Source organism: Amycolatopsis sp. NPDC114478 (assembly GCF_055633805.1).
Genome location: NZ_JBVKDO010000024.1, coordinates 41183 through 58334 on the forward strand (window position 1 = coordinate 41183; position 17152 = coordinate 58334).

21 protein-coding genes are annotated in these 17152 nt (G+C 71.9%); 11 read left to right on the plus strand and 10 right to left on the minus strand.

Features of this window, described 5'->3' with window-relative positions:
• Window positions 1–177 precede the first annotated feature (177 nt).
• The 3 genes from ACZ7OH_RS42825 to ACZ7OH_RS42835 are packed head-to-tail and all read left to right on the plus strand — an operon-like array spanning window position 178 to window position 2589.
• Window positions 178–540 (plus strand): YciI family protein, encoded by a 363-nt coding sequence (locus ACZ7OH_RS42825; protein ID WP_470286240.1) that lies wholly within the window; start codon window positions 178–180, stop codon window positions 538–540.
• Complete coding sequence (locus ACZ7OH_RS42830; protein ID WP_470286151.1) at window positions 533–1765, plus strand: RNA polymerase sigma factor; 1233 nt, start codon at window positions 533–535, stop codon at window positions 1763–1765. The genes ACZ7OH_RS42825 and ACZ7OH_RS42830 overlap by 8 nt, the downstream gene beginning before the upstream one ends.
• The gene (locus ACZ7OH_RS42835) at window positions 1765–2589 is read left to right on the plus strand and encodes a carboxymuconolactone decarboxylase family protein (protein ID WP_470286152.1); all 825 of its coding nucleotides are present in this window, start codon (window positions 1765–1767) and stop codon (window positions 2587–2589) included. The genes ACZ7OH_RS42830 and ACZ7OH_RS42835 overlap by 1 nt, the downstream gene beginning before the upstream one ends.
• Here the strand turns inward: ACZ7OH_RS42835 and ACZ7OH_RS42840 are convergent.
• The 6 genes from ACZ7OH_RS42840 to ACZ7OH_RS42865 all read right to left on the minus strand — a co-directional run bounded on the left by ACZ7OH_RS42840 (window position 2586) and on the right by ACZ7OH_RS42865 (window position 7976).
• Window positions 2586–2960: a VOC family protein gene (locus tag ACZ7OH_RS42840; RefSeq protein ID WP_470286153.1), complete on the minus strand. Its 375-nt coding sequence runs from the start codon at window positions 2958–2960 to the stop codon at window positions 2586–2588. The genes ACZ7OH_RS42835 and ACZ7OH_RS42840 overlap by 4 nt on opposite strands.
• Entirely contained in the window at window positions 2957–3676 is a 720-nt protein-coding gene (locus ACZ7OH_RS42845) for an arsenate reductase/protein-tyrosine-phosphatase family protein (RefSeq protein WP_470286154.1), read from the minus strand. Before ACZ7OH_RS42845 ends, ACZ7OH_RS42840 begins: the two co-directional genes overlap by 4 nt.
• Before the next feature lie 38 nt (window positions 3677–3714).
• Window positions 3715–5070, minus strand: a complete 1356-nt coding sequence (locus ACZ7OH_RS42850) for an MFS transporter (RefSeq protein WP_470286155.1) — start codon at window positions 5068–5070, stop codon at window positions 3715–3717.
• Window positions 5071–5089: 19 nt separating this feature from the next.
• On the minus strand, window positions 5090–6004 hold the full coding sequence (locus ACZ7OH_RS42855) for an amidohydrolase family protein (RefSeq protein ID WP_470286156.1): 915 nt from the start codon (window positions 6002–6004) through the stop codon (window positions 5090–5092).
• Window positions 6001–7026, minus strand: a complete 1026-nt coding sequence (locus tag ACZ7OH_RS42860) for an amidohydrolase family protein (protein ID WP_470286157.1) — start codon at window positions 7024–7026, stop codon at window positions 6001–6003. Before ACZ7OH_RS42860 ends, ACZ7OH_RS42855 begins: the two co-directional genes overlap by 4 nt.
• 173 nt (window positions 7027–7199) lie before the next feature.
• The gene (locus ACZ7OH_RS42865; RefSeq protein ID WP_470286158.1) at window positions 7200–7976 is read right to left on the minus strand and encodes a DUF1932 domain-containing protein; all 777 of its coding nucleotides are present in this window, start codon (window positions 7974–7976) and stop codon (window positions 7200–7202) included.
• Between the two features lie 88 nt (window positions 7977–8064).
• Between ACZ7OH_RS42865 and ACZ7OH_RS42870 the strand changes: the two genes are divergently transcribed.
• From ACZ7OH_RS42870 to ACZ7OH_RS42885, 4 genes are all read left to right on the plus strand, one after another.
• Window positions 8065–8742 carry a GntR family transcriptional regulator gene (locus ACZ7OH_RS42870; RefSeq protein WP_470286159.1) on the plus strand — a complete coding sequence of 226 codons (678 nt, stop codon included), beginning with the start codon at window positions 8065–8067 and terminating at the stop codon, window positions 8740–8742.
• Between the two features lie 88 nt (window positions 8743–8830).
• On the plus strand, window positions 8831–9535 hold the full coding sequence (locus ACZ7OH_RS42875) for a 4-carboxy-4-hydroxy-2-oxoadipate aldolase/oxaloacetate decarboxylase (RefSeq protein WP_470286160.1): 705 nt from the start codon (window positions 8831–8833) through the stop codon (window positions 9533–9535).
• Entirely contained in the window at window positions 9532–10551 is a 1020-nt protein-coding gene (locus ACZ7OH_RS42880; protein ID WP_470286161.1) for a 4-oxalomesaconate tautomerase, read from the plus strand. Before ACZ7OH_RS42875 ends, ACZ7OH_RS42880 begins: the two co-directional genes overlap by 4 nt.
• Window positions 10552–10563: 12 nt before the next feature.
• Complete coding sequence (locus ACZ7OH_RS42885; protein WP_470286162.1) at window positions 10564–11520, plus strand: catechol 2,3-dioxygenase; 957 nt, start codon at window positions 10564–10566, stop codon at window positions 11518–11520.
• Here the strand turns inward: ACZ7OH_RS42885 and ACZ7OH_RS42890 are convergent, their stop codons facing one another.
• The 3 genes from ACZ7OH_RS42890 to ACZ7OH_RS42900 are packed head-to-tail and all read right to left on the minus strand — an operon-like array spanning window position 11521 to window position 13476.
• Entirely contained in the window at window positions 11521–12543 is a 1023-nt protein-coding gene (locus tag ACZ7OH_RS42890; protein ID WP_470286163.1) for an MAB_1171c family putative transporter, read from the minus strand.
• Window positions 12536–13042, minus strand: a complete 507-nt coding sequence (locus ACZ7OH_RS42895; protein WP_470286164.1) for a hypothetical protein — start codon at window positions 13040–13042, stop codon at window positions 12536–12538. Before ACZ7OH_RS42895 ends, ACZ7OH_RS42890 begins: the two co-directional genes overlap by 8 nt.
• Window positions 13039–13476 (minus strand): helix-turn-helix domain-containing protein, encoded by a 438-nt coding sequence (locus ACZ7OH_RS42900; RefSeq protein ID WP_400891959.1) that lies wholly within the window; start codon window positions 13474–13476, stop codon window positions 13039–13041. Before ACZ7OH_RS42900 ends, ACZ7OH_RS42895 begins: the two co-directional genes overlap by 4 nt.
• A 225-nt stretch (window positions 13477–13701) precedes the next feature.
• Here ACZ7OH_RS42900 and ACZ7OH_RS42905 point away from each other — a divergent pair, with 225 nt between their 5' ends.
• The 4 genes from ACZ7OH_RS42905 to ACZ7OH_RS42920 all read left to right on the plus strand — a co-directional run bounded on the left by ACZ7OH_RS42905 (window position 13702) and on the right by ACZ7OH_RS42920 (window position 16184).
• Window positions 13702–13881 (plus strand): hypothetical protein, encoded by a 180-nt coding sequence (locus tag ACZ7OH_RS42905; protein ID WP_470286165.1) that lies wholly within the window; start codon window positions 13702–13704, stop codon window positions 13879–13881.
• Between the two features lie 35 nt (window positions 13882–13916).
• On the plus strand, window positions 13917–14393 hold the full coding sequence (locus ACZ7OH_RS42910) for a MarR family winged helix-turn-helix transcriptional regulator (RefSeq protein ID WP_470286166.1): 477 nt from the start codon (window positions 13917–13919) through the stop codon (window positions 14391–14393).
• Between the two features lie 96 nt (window positions 14394–14489).
• On the plus strand, window positions 14490–15155 hold the full coding sequence (locus ACZ7OH_RS42915; protein ID WP_470286241.1) for a nitroreductase: 666 nt from the start codon (window positions 14490–14492) through the stop codon (window positions 15153–15155).
• Between the two features lie 180 nt (window positions 15156–15335).
• The gene (locus tag ACZ7OH_RS42920) at window positions 15336–16184 is read left to right on the plus strand and encodes a carbohydrate-binding protein (protein ID WP_470286167.1); all 849 of its coding nucleotides are present in this window, start codon (window positions 15336–15338) and stop codon (window positions 16182–16184) included.
• Here ACZ7OH_RS42920 and ACZ7OH_RS42925 read toward each other — a convergent pair.
• Complete coding sequence (locus tag ACZ7OH_RS42925; protein ID WP_470286168.1) at window positions 16174–17139, minus strand: LysR family transcriptional regulator; 966 nt, start codon at window positions 17137–17139, stop codon at window positions 16174–16176. The genes ACZ7OH_RS42920 and ACZ7OH_RS42925 overlap by 11 nt on opposite strands.
• Window positions 17140–17152 lie beyond the last annotated feature (13 nt).

The following is a 17152-nucleotide window of genomic DNA, read 5'->3' on the forward strand; positions in this document are numbered from 1 at the left end:
ATCAGGTGGCGAGGACTCTCCTCCTGACCATTGGTAAAGTCAAGATGGCGACAGAACTTACCTTTGGTAATTTCGGCGGCTGGTTTTCGACGGGTCCCGCGTGGTCTGTCGAGTTACCGTCGTCCTGTTCGTCATCCTCTTCGACCGACGCCGGACGAAGGAGCGCGCGTGCTCTACATGCTGCTGATCTACAACTGCGACCGGCCCGAGCCGGGCGACCCCGGGTTCGAGGACGCGCTGGCCGCCGTCAACGCGTTCGCCGACGAATGCCGCCGCCGCGGGGTCTTCGTCTCCGGCCACCCGCTGCAGGGTGAGCACACCGCGACGACGGTGACCGTGCAGGAGGGCCGGACCCTCATCACCGACGGGCCCTTCGCCGAAACCCACGAGCACCTCGGCGGCGTGTACGTCTTCGACTGCCGCGACCTCGACGAAGCCCTCGAGCTGGCCGCGCTGTGCCCGATGGCCGCGCAGGGCTCGATCGAGGTCCGCCCGGTCGCCGGCGTGCCCGGGCTGGACCACCGCGCCGCCCGTGGCTGACCGGGCGGCGGACGCCGTCGAACGCGTCTACCGCGCGGACCGCGCCCGGCTGCTCGCCGCGCTGGTCCGGGTGCTCGGCGACTTCGAGCTCGCCGAAGACGCGCTGCAGGACGCGGTCGCGCGGGCGCTGCGGACGTGGGACGCCACGGTCCCGGACGACCCCGCGGCCTGGCTGCTGACCGCGGCGCGCAACAGCGCCGTCGACCGGATCCGCCGGGCCCGCGTCGGCAGGGCCAAGCTGGCCGAGGTCGCGGCCGGGGAAAGCGGGGTGACCGCGGTGCACCTTCCTGACGACCGGCTCGCCGAGGTCGGCGACGACCGGCTGAGCCTGCTCTTCACCTGCTGCCACCCGGCCCTGGCCGAAGACGCCCGGGTCGCGCTGACGCTGCAGGCGGTCGCGGGCCTGACCGCCGCCCAGATCGCGCGGCTGTTCCTCGTCGCCGAGCCCGCGCTGGCGCAGCGGCTCGTGCGGGCGAAACGCAAGATCCGCGACGCCGGCATCTCGCTGAGCGTCCCGCCGGACCACCTGCTGCCGGACCGCCTCGCCGGCGTCCTCGCGGTGATCTACCTCGTCTTCACCCGGGGCTACACGTCGCCGTCCGGCCGGGACGAGCCGGCCGAGCTGCGGCGCGAGGCGATCCGGCTGGCGAAACTGCTGGCCGCGCTGATGCCCGACGAGCCGGAGGCGCTCGGCCTGGTCGCGCTGCTCCTGCTGCAGGACTCGCGCTCGGCCGCCCGCTACACGCCCGACGGCGACGTCGTCCTGCTCGAAGACCAGGACCGCGCGCGGTGGGACCACGCCGAGATCGCCGAGGCGCTCGGCGTGCTCGGGCGGGCGCTGCGCCACGGGACGGTCGGGCAGTACCAGCTGCAGGCGGCCATCGCGGCCCAGCACGCGCAGGCCCGCGTCGCGGCCGACACCGACTGGACGCGCATCGCCGCGCTCTACGCCCAGCTGCGGACGCTCGCGCCGTCACCCGTGGTCGCGCTCAACCACGCCGTGGCCGTCGCGATGGCGTCCGGTCCCGAGCCCGGCCTGGCACTGGTCGAGGCGATCGACGGGCTCGACCGCTACCACCTCTGGCACGCCGCCCGCGCGGACCTGCTGCGCCGCCTCGGCCGTCCCGCGGACGCCGTCGCCGCGTACCGGCGGGCCCGCGAACTGGCCGAAGCCCCGGCCGACCACCGTTTCCTCGACCGCCGCCTGCGTGAACTGGAGTCCTGATGCGACTGTCCGTCTTGGACACCGGCCACCGGCGCCGGGCCCGGGTCTTCATGGCCGTCACGGGCAAGCTCTCCGGCGTCCCGAGCCCGGACATCGTCAAGCTGCTGCTCTACCGGCCCGGGTTCCTGACCCGGCCGCTGCTGGAGCTGACCGCGCCCGCGATGCGCGGCGAGTCGTACTGGACGGCGGCCGAGCGCGAACACCTCGCGATGAGCACGGCGCGGGTGCACGAGTGCCCGTTCTGCGTGGTCACGCACGCGGAACTGGTGCGGATCGCGGGCGACGGCGAACTGGAACCCCGGCCGGAACTGCTTGCCGTGCAGCGGTTTGTCGAGGACGTCTCGCGCGACGCCGACCTCGACCCGGCGGTGGTGCGCGACCTGCCCGCGCACGCCGTCTCGGAAGCGCTGGACGTCAACCTGGTGTGGAACATCGTCAACCGGCTCGCGAACGCGTTCGGCTTCGAGTTGCTCGAGGGGCAGCTGAAGACGGGGACGCGGGCGCTGCACCGCGCCGGCTACCGGTTCCCCGGCTTCCTGCTCGCCGACGGCCCGGCCGACCTCCGAGAGAGCGTCTTCGAACAGCCCGCCCACACGAGTCCCGAGCTGCGGCGGGCGGCCGGCACGGGTTCGGGATTGCCCTCGCCGTGGGTCGAGTACGTGGCGCTGGTCCGCGACGCGTCCCACCGGGTGCGTGACGACGACGTCCGGCGCCTGCTCGCCGCCGGGTGCGGCGAGGACGAGGTCTTCGAGGTCACGGTGGCCGCCGCGGTCGGTGCGGCGCTGCGCAGCTTCGACGACGGCCGCGCCGCGCTCACGGCTTAACGGGCGGACTCGAACAGTTCGACGAGGTTGCCTGCGGGGTCGGCCAGCAGGATCTGCCGCCCGCCGGGACCGGCGACGATGTCGCCGCGGAAGGCGAGGCCTTCTTCGCTCAGCCGCGCGATTTCGGCGTCGAGGTCGGGGACGACGAGGTGGATCCGGTTGCGCCCGGCGGCCGCGGCGTCGGCGGGGGTGGCGCGGGCGCCGGAGCTGGCGGGCCCGGAGAGCAGCAGCCGCAGCGGCCCGCGGACGACGTCGGCGAACGCGGGCCCCGCGCTCATGCGGACGGTGAAGCCGAGGTGGGTGGTATAGAAGTCGAGGGCCGCCGGGACGTCGTCGACGACGTACCGGACGCTGGCGTACTCCTCGGTCACGGCTGGGCCTCCTTGCCTTGCGCCACAACGAGATCCGGCAGCAGGTGCCGGACGCGGACGTCGATCTCCGCCGCCGTCCGCCGGAACGCGGCGTACCCCGCGGGCTCGGCGACGCTCCAGTGGCGGCGGCTCGGGAACTCGGGGAAGACCTCGCGGGCCTTGTCGCACAAGGTGACGACGTGGTCGAACCGCCGTCCGGCGACAGCGTCGAGGGAGCGGGGCCGCTGGCCGCCGAGGTCGAGGTCGAAGTCGTCGCGCAGCACCCGGAGCGTATCGGGGTGCAGCGCGCCTTTCGGACGCGTACCGGCGCTGGCGACGGTGATGTTGCCGCCGGTGCGCCGGCGAAGCAGGGCTTCGGCGATGGGGGAGCGGGCGCTGTTGCCGGTGCAGATGAAGAGCACGGCGATCCGCTCGTAGGTCGCCGGGGCGGGTTCCCGGCGCAACGCGGCGTGCAGCGCCGCACCGGTCTCGGCGAGCGCGGCCCCGCAGGCGTCGAGGTCGAGGTGGTAGTAGCTGTCCCGCCCGTCGAAGCTGCTGCGCGTGGCGGTCACGAGCCCGCCGTCACGCAGCAGCCGCAGGTGGTAGGAGACCAGGTTCTGCGGCTGCCCGACCCGCTCGGTCAGTTCGCGCACCCGGAGATCGCTCCCGGCCAGCGCTTTCAGCAGCGCCCAGCGCAGGGGGTGGGCGGCCAGCCGGACGAACGCGGGCAGCGTCATCCCCGTAAAATACATCAAACAGGTTTGATGGACCAGGCTCAGACTCCGGCCGGCCTGGTCTCGGGAGTCGCCTGCAGCCGCGCCGCGCGGGTCTTCGGGCCGAACACCGCCAGTACCACCGCGCCCACCAGCCACGTCCCCGCGATGAACAGGAACACGCTCTGGTACCCGCTCCCGTTGTACAAGCCGGCCACGATCAGCGGGCCCACCGCGTTGGACAGCCGGCCGAGCCCGTACGACACGCCTGTCCCCAGTGACCGGCCCCGTGTGTCGAACAGCTCCGGCGAGTACGCGTACCCCAGCGCCGTGTAGCCCCGCTCGAACAGGTTCACCAGGAAGCCGAACACCACGATGAGGACCGGGTTGAACGTCAGCCCGTAGAAGAGGCCGCACAGCGCGATCACCGCGCCGAACGCGACCAGGCACCACTTGCGCTCGAAGCGGTCCGTCACCAGGGCCGCCAGGTACGAGCCCAGCGGCGCGCCCACCGTCGTCAGCGCCACGTAGAACACCGACTTCTCGACGCTGAAGCCCTCCTTCGCCAGCAGCGTCGGTGCCCAGCTCGAGTAGCCGAAGAAGCCGATCGTCTGTGTCACCCACAGGACCGTCAGCAGCAACGTCGGCATCAGGTACTTCTTCTTCAGCAGCAACCGCAGCGGCGCCTTGGCCACCGGTGCCTCGTCGATCGGCGGCGCCGGCTCGGGCAGCGGGCCCTTCTCCGCCGCGACGCGCTCTTCGATCTCCCGCAGCACCGCGTCCGCCTTGGCGTGCTCGCCGCGGCTTTCGTACCAGCGCGGCGACTCCTTCAGCTGCCGCGTGAACAGCACCAGCAGCACGCCGAGCGCGCCCCACAGGTACACCAGCCGCCACGACCAGGAGTTGATCGGCACGACCGCGCTCGCGATCAGGTTGGTCACCGGCGTGCCGCAGATGCCGATCACGATCGCGTAGGCCTGGTACTTGCCGCGGCTGGCCGCCGGGTACAGCTCGCTGACGTAGATGACCGCGACGACGGTCATCGCCGAGAGCCCGGCCGAGGTCAGGATGCGGAACACCCCGAGCGACACGATGTCCCACGAGAACACCGCCGCGAACGAGAACACGCCGAACCACACGGTGGTCCACACCAGCGCGTTCTTCCGGCCCCAGCGGTCGGCGAGCTTGCTCGCGATGACCGAGCCGAAGAACATCCCGACGAACGACAGCGAGGTCACGTAGGCGACCTGGTCGACCGTCACGCCCCAGAGCTTGATCAGCTTGGGCGCGGTGGTGGCGAAGCTGTTGATGTCCGCGAACTCGAAGAAGTAGGCGAACGAGACGGCCAGCAGGGTGACCTTGTGGAAGCGCGAAATCGGCAGTCGGTTCAGCCGGTTGAGCGCGTTGGCGTGCTGCATTGCATGCCCTTCGGGGGTTTCAGGCGGTTTCGCCGGGCCAGTAGAGGCGCATCGGGTTGTCGACGAGCAGCTTCCGCCGCAGCTCGTGCGTTTCCGCGATGTGCGGGACGTAGTCGACGAGCAGGCCGTCGTCGGGCATGTGGTTCTTCAGGTTCGGGTGCGGCCAGTCGGTGCCCCACAGCACGCGGTCCGGGAACTCCGTGACCACGCGGCGGGCGAAGGGCACGACGTCGGTGTACGCGTGCCGTTCGCCGTCGACGGCCGGTGGGCCGGTGACGGTGAGGCGCTCGGGGCAGCTCACCTTCACGTGGACGTCGTTGCGGTCGGCGAACGCCAGGAAGCGTGCGAATTCGGGGCCGTGCACAGGTTTCGTGACGTCCGGGCGTCCCATGTGGTCGATCACCAGCGGCACGGGCAGCTCGCCGAAGAAGTCCTCGAGCTCGGGCAGGTCGGCGGCTTCGAAGTAGAGCACCACGTGCCAGCCGAGCGGCGCGATCTTCTTCGCGATGGTGCTCAGGTCCTCTTTGGGCGAGGCGTCGACGAGCCGTTTGACGAAGTTGAACCGCACTCCGCGCACGCCGGCCGCGTCGAGGTGGCGCAGTTCTCCGTCGCCGACGTCGGGCCGGACGGTCGCGATCCCGCGCGCCCGGCCGTCCGCCGCCCGCACCGCGTCGACCATGGCCGAGTTGTCCGCGCCGTGGCAGGTGGCCTGCACGATGACGTTCCGCGTGACGCCGAGGTGGTCCCGCAGAGCGAACAGCTGGTCCTTGCTTGCGTCGCACGGCGTGTACTTGCGTTCGGGCGCGAACGGGAACTCGTTCTGCGGGCCGAACACGTGGCAGTGGGCGTCCACAGTGCCCTCGGGCAGCCGGAAGTCCGGTGTGGACGGACCGGCGTACCAGTCCAGCCAGCCCGGCGTCTGGGGCGCCGTCACCGGCCCTGTCCTTTGAGGAGGGTGTCCAGGCGCGGGTAGACGGCGCGGGCGTTGTGCTCGCGGATCGCGGCCCAGTCCTCTTCGGACAGTTTCGCGGACTCGGCGTACCGCCGGGTGTCGTCGAAGTGGTGGCCGGTGCGCGGGTCGACGCTGCGGACGGCGCCGATCATCTCGGACGCGAACAGGATGTTGCGCGCCGGGATGACGTCGAAGAGCAGGTCCGACCCCGGCTGGTGGTAGACGCAGGTGTCGAAGAAGACGTTGTTCAGCAGGTGGTCTTCCAGCTCGGGCTTGCCGAGCGCCATCGCGAGGCCGCGGAACCGGCCCCAGTGGTAGGGCACCGCGCCGCCGCCGTGCGGGATGACCAGCCGCAGCGTCGGGAAGTCGGTGAACAGGTCGCCCTGCACGAGCTGCATGAACGCGGTCGTGTCGGCGTTGAGGTAGTGCGCGCCGGTGGTGTGGAACGCCGGGTTCACGCTGGTGCTGACGTGCACCATGGCCGGGATGTCGTACTCGACCATCTTTTCGTAGACCGGGTACCACGACCGGTCGGTGAGCGGCGGCGCCGTCCAGTGGCCGCCGCTGGGGTCGGGGTTGAGGTTCAGCGCGACGGCGCCGTACTCCTCGACGCAGCGGGTCAGCTCGGGCAGGCAGGTGGCGGGGTCGACGCCCGGCGACTGCGGGAGCATCGCGGCGGGGGCGAACCGCTCGGGGTAGAGCGTGCTGACGCGGTGGCAGAGCTCGTTGCAGATCGCCGCCCACTCGGCGGAGGTCTCGAAACCGCCGACGTGGTGGGCCATGAACGACGCGCGCGGCGAGAAGATCGTGAGGTCGATGCCGCGTTCGTCCATCAGGCGCAGCTGGTTCGGCTCGATCGTCTCGCGCAGTTCGTCGTCGCTGATCCGCAGGTCCGCCGGCGTGGGCGCGGCGGCGTCGCCGGTCAGGGCCGCGATCTGCTGGTCGCGCCACGCCGCGAGCGCGGGCGGGGCGGTGGTGTAGTGGCCGTGGCAGTCGATGATCAACGTGGTTCCTCGTCGCTTCCGGGCTTCGATACTCGCACACTAATCGTCGATGAAATTGTTGACAATATCTACGACGAGATTGACCGAGTCGAGATGCGCGCCGGTCTGCGGCCGGCTCCGGCGCGCACGCCTCATCCAGTGCACCGAGCGCCAGCCCGGCGACTGGACGAGCGTCAGCTCCGGCCACGCCGGGCCAGGTGTGCGAGCTGGTCGCGAGCCGCGCCGGCGACGTCGTTGCGCACGTCCAGTTCGGCCAGCATCTCGGCGGCCGCCGCCATCTCGGCGGTGCGGCGGACGGCGTGCCGGTACGAGCCGTCGACGAGCCGGTCGACGGTGGCCGCGTTCGCCGCGGTGAGCTCGTCGACGATGATCTTGCGCAGCCAGTCTTCGCAGCCCGCGGCGCGGGCGGCTTGGAGCGCTTCGACCACGGCGGCCGACATGCCCTTGAAGAACACGCTGCGCAGCAGCTTGCGCTCGGCGGCGAGGCCGGCGTCGCCGGTCATGATCCCGACCGCGGCGCCGAACGTGTTCAGTGCATCGGCGACGGCCTCGGCGGCGACACCGGTGGCGAGCATCGGGACGCGCAGGCCGCGCCCCGGCACCGGCGCCATGATCGCGACGTCGGCGAACGGCACGCCGTGTCCGGCCGCGATACCGGCGAGCTCGCGCTTGGTGCCGGGGGAGGCGGTGTTCAGGTCGGCCCAGGCGGCGCCGGCCTTCAGGCCGCCCAGCCCGGCCTCGAGCGCGTCGACGGCCGCGTGCGCGCTGTTCACGCTGAGCACCAGGTCGGCGCCCTCGGCGGCTTCGGCTTCCGAGCCCGTGGCAACGACTCCCTCGACGGCGGAAACGACCGGGTCGTAGCCCCGTACGACGGCTCCGGCGGCGGCCAGATCGCGGGCGAGCGCGCTGCCCGCCTCGCCGAGGCCTAGTACCGCGATGGTTCCGGGCATAGCAGAATCCTCTCCACAAGCTACGATCGAGTACACGATGTGCTAGACAAAATTGTCAACAAAAGTCGTCGACAGACGGGGTCGGGGTATGACCGAGAGTGCTGCGGACCGGCAGCCGGGGGAGCGTTCCGTGGTGGCGGCCATCCGCGACGCGATCGTCCGCGGCGAGTTCGTGCCCAACCAGCGGCTGGTGGAGGCGGACCTGTCCGGCCAGTTCGCCGCGAGCCGCGCGACGGTGCGCGCGGCCCTGATCGAGCTGACGAACGAGGGACTCGTCGAGCGGGTGCAGAACCGCGGCGCGCGCGTGCGGGCGGTGTCGCTGGAGGAGGCCGTCGAGATCTCCGAGGTCCGCATGATGCTGGAGTCGCTGTGCGCGGCGAAGGCGGCGGAGCGTGTTTCGGACGCCGAGGTCGGTGAGCTGAAAGAGCTCGGCGAGCTGATGCGCCAGGCGGTGGCGGGCGGCGACGTGGTGGGGTACTCGGGGCTCAACCAGCGGCTGCACCGCAGGGTGCGCGAGATCAGCGGCCAGCACACGGCGGCGCAGGTGCTGGAGCGGCTGCGGGGGCAGAGTGTCCGCCACCAGTTCAGGTTGGCGATGCGCCCGGGACGGCCGCAGGTGTCGCTCCCGGAGCACCTGGCGATCATCGACGCGATCTGCGCGCACGACGCGGAGCGGGCGGCGGAGGCGGCACGGGTGCACCTGGCGAGCGTGATCGAGGCGCTCAAGGCGGCCGATGCCGCGGAGGTGTCGCACCTGCGGCCGTGACGGGTCGTGCGGATGGATTCTTCCTTCGAGCCGGTACTGGCGCCAAGATTGTTGACAATTTCGTCTACCGAACCGTACCGTAAGCCGTATGAAGCCCGTCATCGTCACCGATCCGCCGCGGGCCGACCTGCGGCAAGTCGCGCAGCTGGCCGACTACGGCGTCGCCACCGTCCACGAGGCTCTCGGGCGCTCCGGGCTGCTCGGTCCGGACCTCCGCCCGATCCAGGACGGCGCCCGGATCGGCGGCACCGCCGTCACCGCGCTCTGCTGGCCCGGGGACAACCTCATGATCCACGCCGCCGTCGAGCAGTGCCGCGAAGGCGATGTCCTCGTCGTCACCACCACTTCCCCTTGCCGTGACGGGCTCTTCGGCGAACTCTTCGCCACTGCGCTGCGCTACCGGGGCGTGCGGGGCCTCGTCATCAACGCCGGCGTCCGCGACGTCAGCGACCTGCGCGCGCTCGGCTTCCCCGTCTGGTCGGCCTCCGTCAGCGCGCAAGGCACCGTCAAGGCGACCGCCGGCGCCGTCAACGTTCCCGTCGTCATCGGCGGGCAGGTCATCCGCCCGGGCGACGCCGTCCTCGCCGACGACGACGGCGTCCTGCGCGTGCGCCGCGAGGATGTCCAAACCGGACTCGACGCCTCGCGGGCCCGGCTGGAAAAGGAGGCCGCCGCGCGGGAAGCGTTCGCTCAGGGGCAGCTCGGCCTGGACCGCTACGGGCTGCGCGAGAAGCTCGAAGCCCTCGGCGTCCGGTACCTGACGGCCGAGGAGTACGAGAAGGAGCAGTCATGACCGGCGTGCGCTGCATGCTCCTGCGGGGCGGCACCTCCAAGGGCGCCTACTTCCTCGCCGAGGACCTCCCCGCGGACCCGTCGGCCCGCGACGACCTCCTGATGCGGATAATGGGCACCCCCGACCCGCGCCAGATCGACGGTCTCGGCGGGGCCCAGCCGGTCACCAGCAAGGTCGCCATCGTGTCCGAAGCGGACGGACCGGACCACGACATCGACTACCTGTTCCTGCAGCTCGGCGTCGAAGAGCCCACCGTCTCCGATCGGCAGACCTGCGGCAACCTGCTGGCCGGCGTCGGGCAGTTCGCCGTCGAACGCGGGCTCGTGCCCGCCGGCCCCGAGCGCACCACCGTGCGCGTGCGGCTGGTCAACACCGGCACCATCGCCGTCTCGACGTTCGCCACCCCCGGCGGCGAAGTCGACTACAGCGGCGACACGGCCATTTCTGGCGTCCCCGGCACCGCGGCGCCGGTCGAACTGGACTTCACCGAGACGGAAGGGTCCGTCTGCGGCAGCCTGCTGCCCACCGGCAACGTCCGCGACGACATCGGCGGCATCGCGGTGTCCTGTGTGGACAACGGGATGCCGGTCGTCGTCGCGCGTGCCGAAGACCTCGGCGGGGAACCGGGGCTCGCCGACCGGATCGACGCCTTGCGCATCGAAGCCGGGAAGCTCATGGGCCTCGGCGACGTCCGCGGCTCGTCCGTCCCCAAGACGACGCTGGTTTCCGCGCCCCGCGACGGCGGCGCCATCGCCACCCGCACGTTCATCCCGGTCAAGCAGCACCCGTCGATCGGCGTGCTCGGCGGGGTCAGCGTCGTGACGGCGTTGCTGCTCGAAGGCGCAGTCGGGGCCGAGCTGCTCCGGAAACCCGCGGCGGGCGAGCCCATCGAGATCGAGCACCCGAGCGGCAAGCTCGCCGTGGCGATCGAGTTCGACGGCTCCCGCGTCCGCCGGTCGACCGTGATCCGCACCGCGCGGAAGCTGTTCGACGGCACCGTTTTCCCGCGCCCCTGAGGAGACCCGCTCATGTCCGACCCCTCGCCGCGTCACGAAATCGCGCACCTCGGTCACGTCGAGCTGCTGACCCCGGAGCCGGAGAAGAGCCTCGACTTCTTCGTCCGCGTGCTCGGGCTCACCGAGAACGGCACCGACGGCGACTCCGTCTACCTGCGCACCTGGGACGACTACGAGCACCACAGCCTGAAGCTGACCGCGGCGAAGACGTCCGGGGTCGGGCGGACGGCGTTGCGCACGTCCAGCGAAGAGGCCCTCAAGCGGCGTGTCGTCGCCCTCGAGGAGCGCGGGCTCGGAGTCGGCTGGGTCGACGGCGACACCGGGATCGGCGCGACCTACCTGTTCCGCGACCCGGACGGCCACGAGCTCGAGATCTACTGGGAAACCGAGCGCTACCGGCCGCCCGAGCACCTGCGGCCCGCGCTGAAGAACCAGGCGCAGGCGTACCCGGGGCGCGGGGTCGGCGTCCGGCGCCTCGACCACGTCAACTACCTGGCGCGGGAGGCCGAGGTCAACGGCCGGTTCGTCTGCGACGCGCTGGGTGGCCGGGTCACCGAAGAGATCCGGCTCGACAGCGGCGTGATTTCGGGGCAGTGGACGCACTTCGCGCAGAAGTCGTACGACCTCGTCTACACGAACGACTGGACGAAGTCGAACGGCCGGCTGCACCACATCGCGTTCGCGACCGACACGCGCGAGGACATCCTGCGCGCGGCGGACATCGCGCTCGACAACGACGTCCACATCGAGACCGGGCCGCACAAGCACGCGATCCAGCAGACGTTCTTCCTCTACCTCTACGAACCCGGCGGCAACCGGATCGAGCTGTGCAACCCGACCGGGCGGCTGATCTTCGCGCCGGACTGGGAGCCGGTCACCTGGACCGAGGCCGAGCGCGCGAAGGGGCAGGCGTGGGGGTTGAAGACGATCGAGTCGTTCCACACGCACGGGACGCCGCCGGTGGCGTGATCAGCGCGTGAGCTCGCGGTAGGCGTCGGCGACGCGGCAGAGGTACTCGGTGTCGCTGCCGAGGTCCTGTCCACCTTGGACGGTCGAGTCGGTCGCGCGCGGTGGCTTGCCCTCTTCGCGGGCGTGCAGGGCGGCGGCGATTTCGGCGGCCTCCTGGTGTTCGCCGGTGGCGGAGCCGGTGCGGTAGGGGCGGATGGCGAGCAGGCCGTCGCGGATCTCGATGACCCGGCGGTAGAGGTGCAGCCGCGTCGGGAACAGCGTGGTGCGCGGCGGTTCGAGCGCGATCTCCGGCTCGGCGCGGTAGAGGGCGAGCCAGAGCGGGCCGAGCCGGCGGTACTGGCGGTGGCGGCGCAGCCAGCCGACGGCCGCGGGGATGCCGACGCCGACCAGCACGAGCACGTGGGCCCCGGTGGGGAGGGCCTTGCTCAGCAGGAAACCCCGGCCGTACTCGAAGGTGAAGGGAGCGCGGGCGGTGCTGGCGATGACGGTCCGGATCACCATGTAGGCGGCCGCGGCGACGACTCCGGCGACGACCAGGCCGAAGCCGGCGCGCACGATCCGGTCGGCGGTGCGGCGCGCGTCCTGCAGGCACAGCCCGGCGATGACCGCGAGCTCGGGCAGGAGCGCGACCGCGTAGGCGATGCAGTACTCCATGACGAACGGCGACTGCGGCATCATGTTGGGCGCCAGGACGAAGAACGTGGTCATCACGGCGCCGCCGGTCGCGGCCCAGGCGGTGTGGCGGCGGGCGCTTTCGCGGAGTCCGTGCACGGTGAGCAGGAGCTGGGCGCCGGCCCAGACCGCGCCGACCATGGCGAGGTGGGCGACGAGCAGTTCGACGTTGGTCGCGCCGACCGCGCGGGTGAATCCGCGGACGGCGGGGGTGAGCGCGGTTTGCGAGACGGCGAGGCCGAAGACGCAGAACCGCACGAGCCGGCGGCCGGGAGCGGGGCTCGGCCGAAGCCAGAGCAGGAGGGCCCAGGCAAGGACGGCCGGGCCGTAGCGGCGGACGATTTCACCCACGGTCGCCGCCGTCTTCCAGGGCTGAGCGCAGCCTGTCCGCCGCCGAGTCGCCGTGGTGGGCGAAACCCGTTTGCTGGCCCAGCATCGACGCGAACAGCTCCGCCTCCCGCTCCTCCGCACTCGAATACCCCGCGCGCCCCAAGACCCTCCGGACCATCGCCGGGTCCAGGCTCGGGAGCAGCACGTGGGCCTGCTCGGCCGGGGTGAGCGTCGCCGGGTAGTGGTCGCACAGCAGGTGGCCGATCTCGTGCAGCACGATGTGGTCCTGGTGCGGTGCGCTCGTGTGCTTCTCGTACGCGATCAGGTCCGTCGTCGGCGTCGCGATCCACAGGCCGCACACCTCCGACAGCCCGGGCAGCGCCAGCAGCCGGATCGGGCGGCCGCGTCGCTCGCCCAGTGCCGCGCACAGCTCCCGGACGTCGAACGTGGCCGGCAGGTTCAGGTCCCGCAGCACCGCGGTGAACCGGTGCCGCAGCCGGCGCCGCCCGCGCGAGCTCATCGTTCGGCGTCGCTCGCCGGTTCGGGGAGGCCCTCGAGCTCGCGGACCCGGTCGACCATGTCGCTGATCGCTTCGAGGCTCTTCGCCGACAACCCGCGCGCGCGAAGGGCGATCTGCCGGACCGGTGCGTCGCGCAGCGCGCTGAGCAGCGTCAGCTCCGCGTCGATGCGCTCCGCTTCCGCGTCGTCGAAGAAGTACGCCGGGGGCACGCCGAAGAACGCCGCGAGCGCTTCGAGGTGCCGCTTGGTCGGGTTGTCGCGCAGGCCCTTGCGCAGCTGCCACAGGTAGGTCGCGGAAATCGTGGGGCCGCCCTGCGCGCGGATCGATTCGGCGACCTCGTCGAAGGTGTACTCGTCACCGTCGGCGGGGCGCACGACCCCGAACAGGTGATTCAGCTTCGCCGACAGCGTCCCCACGGCGATCTCCTCCGGCATGGCGCGAGTCTACCGTTGACCGCGTCGGTCACGTCAGTTTACGATCGCGGCCGAGTTCACCAACTGATGTGAATGGGCGAGGGGGCGGTTCACATTCCGAGGAAGCACGCGAAGACGATGACCGGACGGCTGGCCGTGGTGGGGGCCGCCGGACTGCTCTACGTCCACTGCATCGGAGGCGCCGGCTGCCCTGCGGGGCAGCGAACCTGAACTTCCGACGAACCCGTGGCGCTCGCCGCCGTCTCGACGCCGGTCTGCGGAACGCCACCACTCGTGCAGTTGACGCGTATAACGGTCTATACGACGGTGCTCACCGGATCCGGTCCGCCGGTGCCGGTCGCGCTGACGCGCATCGTCGCGATCAAGCGCTTCGGACCGGGCACCTGCGACGGGACCAGCCAATAACCGCCGGTGTTCGCCGCGGCGGATAGTGTGGGCCCGTGGCCGACGCTCCTCGCAGGACCAGTGCCCCGCGGGCGACCGACCGCCCCGGGGACGTCTCGCCGTTCGCGCTCGGCCTGCTGCTGCGCCGGGCGCACTGGCGCGCCGCCGCCGTGATGACCGAGGCGCTGCGGCCGCTCGGGATCGAGCTGCGGCACTTCGCCGTGCTGATCGTGCTGGCCGACCGCGGGCCCACCATGCAGCGGGACCTCGCGGACGCGGCCGGCTCCGACAAGGCCGGGATCATGCGGGTCGTCGACGACCTGGAACGGCTGGGGCTGGCCGTGCGCAAGGCCGTGCCGGGGGACCGGCGGGTGCGGGCCGTCGAGATCACCCCCCGGGGCGTGGAACTCTTCGACGCGGCGCACCTGCGGGCCGAGCCGGTGGCCGACCGGCTGGTCGCCGACCTGGACGCCGAAGAAACCGCCCGGTTGACGGATCTGCTGACCCGGCTCGCCCATCCTGGCCGAGACTGAGAAGTCCCGCACTGAGACTTCGCCGACATTCGTGTGGCCAGGCAACAGTATCGAATGATACGTTCTCACTCGTAACGAAGTGGGGTGAGCACGGTGCTGGACGTCTACGAAGCGGTCATGAGCCGCCGGGCGGTGCGGTCCTTCAGCGACCGGCCGGTGCCGCGGGCGGTGCTGGAGCGCGTGCTGGCCGCGGCCGTCCACGCGCCGTCGGGATCGAACCTCCAGCCCTGGCACGCTTTCGTGGTGACCGGCGCGCCGCTGGCCGACCTCAAGAAGCGGGCCGGTGAGCGCCTGGCCGCCGGCGATCCCTGGGACGAGCCGGAGTACGAGATGTACCCGTCCGCGCTGCGGTCCCCGTACCGCGAGCGCCGAGCCGCTTTCGGTGAACAGCGGTACGGCGCGCTCGGCATCGCGCGTGACGACTTGGAGGCGCGCCAGCGGGCGGCGGCCGGGAACTGGGACGGCTTCGGCGCGCCCGCCGCCTTGTTCTGCTACCTCGACCGCGGCCTGTGCCGGCCCCAGTGGTCCGACGCCGGCATGTTCCTGCAGACCGTCATGCTGCTGCTGCGCGCCGAAGGGCTGCACAGCTGCCCGCAGATGGCGTGGGCCAAGTTCCACCGGACCGTCGCGGAGATCGTGGCGCCGCCGGCGGAGCTCCTGCTCTTCTGCGGCATGTCGATCGGGTACGAGGACCCCGCGGCGGACCGCTCCCGCACCGGCCGCGCGCCGCTCGCGGAAACCGTCACGTTCGTCGATTGCTGAGCTCGCGGTCGCCTGGGCCGGACGGCGGCATAACACCGCCGTGCCGCGGATCGCATACCCGCGCCGACCTGCCGCGATCGCGGGCACCCGCCGAAAGTCGGTGCCAGGCAACGGAAATCGCGGCTTAGCCTCCGGGTCCCGCGGGCGGTCCTCGTCCGCCGAGGACGAGGAGACGCGCCGATGCGGAAACTGCTTGCCGTCCTGTGCTGTGCCGTCGTGACCCTGACCGCGGTGGCGGGGCCGGCGTCCGCGGCGGGGACCGTGCCCGGCCTCACCGGCGCCGCCGCGAAGGCCGCCGCCGGGCCGATGGCCGACCGGTTCCTCCAGCTGCGGCAAGGGAAAGCCGTCGCGCAGCGGCACACCTTCTGGGGTCCCGAACCCCAGCTCGCCACCAGCGCGGACGGGCTGGTCGTCACCCAGAGCGTCACGCCGTCCCTGCGCATCTCGAACAGCGACGACGTCGTCTACGCGCCGACGATGAAACCCACCGGGCACTCGTGCGTCGAGGTCGTCACCGCCTACGGCCTCGGCGAGGCCGCGCAGGTCTGGGCGTGGGACTGGTGCCGTTCGGTGTCACCCGCCAAGGTCGTGCCGATCGACAGCGCTTTCCTCGCCACCTACACCAGCACCGTGGACGGGCATCCCGCCTACACCGTGCGGGAGGTCCGGACCAACGCGACGGCCAACAGCTGGACGGCGTCGCTGCGCAACGTCAAGACCGGCGCGTGGGACACGCTGTTCACCCAGAGCGGCAGCGACCAGAGCTCGCTGGACGAAGGCTGGGACATCTTCGAGCTCTACTCGACGCGCAACCCCGCGACGGGCAACGCGTACTACTGCTCCGACGCCCGCGGCGCGGTGTTCGAGTCCAGCTCGCTGCAGCTGCGCGTCGCCGGGAACTGGGTGAACGCGTCGCCGACCAACTCGCCGCTGAGCCCGACCGCGAACCCGCGGCCGGCCGACTACGACTGCTCGACGCTGCGCTTCGAAGTCCCGGCGCCAAACAGCACCTGGCGGGTCACTGTGTGAGCAGCAGCTCGCGGCCGCGTTCGTGCCACCAGGTGTCGAACGCGGCGCTGCAGCCCCGCCGGCCGGCGTAGCTCGCGACGACGGCGGCGTGGATCTCCTCGGCGTGCGCCGCGACCGGGGTGCCCGGCCGGTAGCAGAGCCGCAGCTCCTGCCACAGCGGCGCGCCTTCGATCGCGCGCACGGCGATGCTCGCCGGGCGGTCTTCGCGCGTCGCGAGCGCCGGCGCGACGGCCATGCCCGCGCGGACGAGGTCCAGCAGCGTCGCCAGGCACTGCGGCCGGTGCGGCTGGTCGAGCGCGACGCCGTGGCGGCGGCAGACGCGCTGCAGGTACGCCGACCAGCGCGTCGTGCCCGGCGCGTCGTCGGCCCACGGGTGCTCGCCGAGGCCGGCGAACGGGACTTCCCGCGCGCCGGCGAGCGGGTGGTCGGGCGCGAGGATCACGAACACCGGTTCGCGCGGGTGCACGACGAGGCTCTCGACGCCCTCCGGCACAACGGGATCGGGGAGCGGCGGCAGGTAGACGAGCGCCAGGTCGAGGGCGCCGGTGGCGAGCCGGTGCAGGGTGGCCGTCTCGTCCTGGTCTTCCTGGACGCTCACGCCGTGGCTCCACGGCCGGTCGCGCAGCCACCGCGACACGGCGAGGTGCAAGAAGCCGCAGTAGCCGCCGACGCGCAGCGGCCCGGTGGGCGCGCGCTGTTCGCCGAGCCGTTCGGTCAGCGCGGACACGCCGGCGAGCACGGTCCGCGCCTCGGCGACGACGTCGGCGCCGAGCCGGGTGGGCACGCACCCGGTGGGGGAGCGGACGAACAGCGCCCCGCCGACGATCCGTTCGACGCGGCGCAGCAGCCCGGACAGCGCGGGTTGCGAGACGTGCAGTACGCGGGCGGCGCGGGTGAGGCTTCGTGTGTCGGCGACGGTCACTAGGGCGCGCAGGTGGCGCAGTTCCAGGTCCACGACGCCTCCCGGT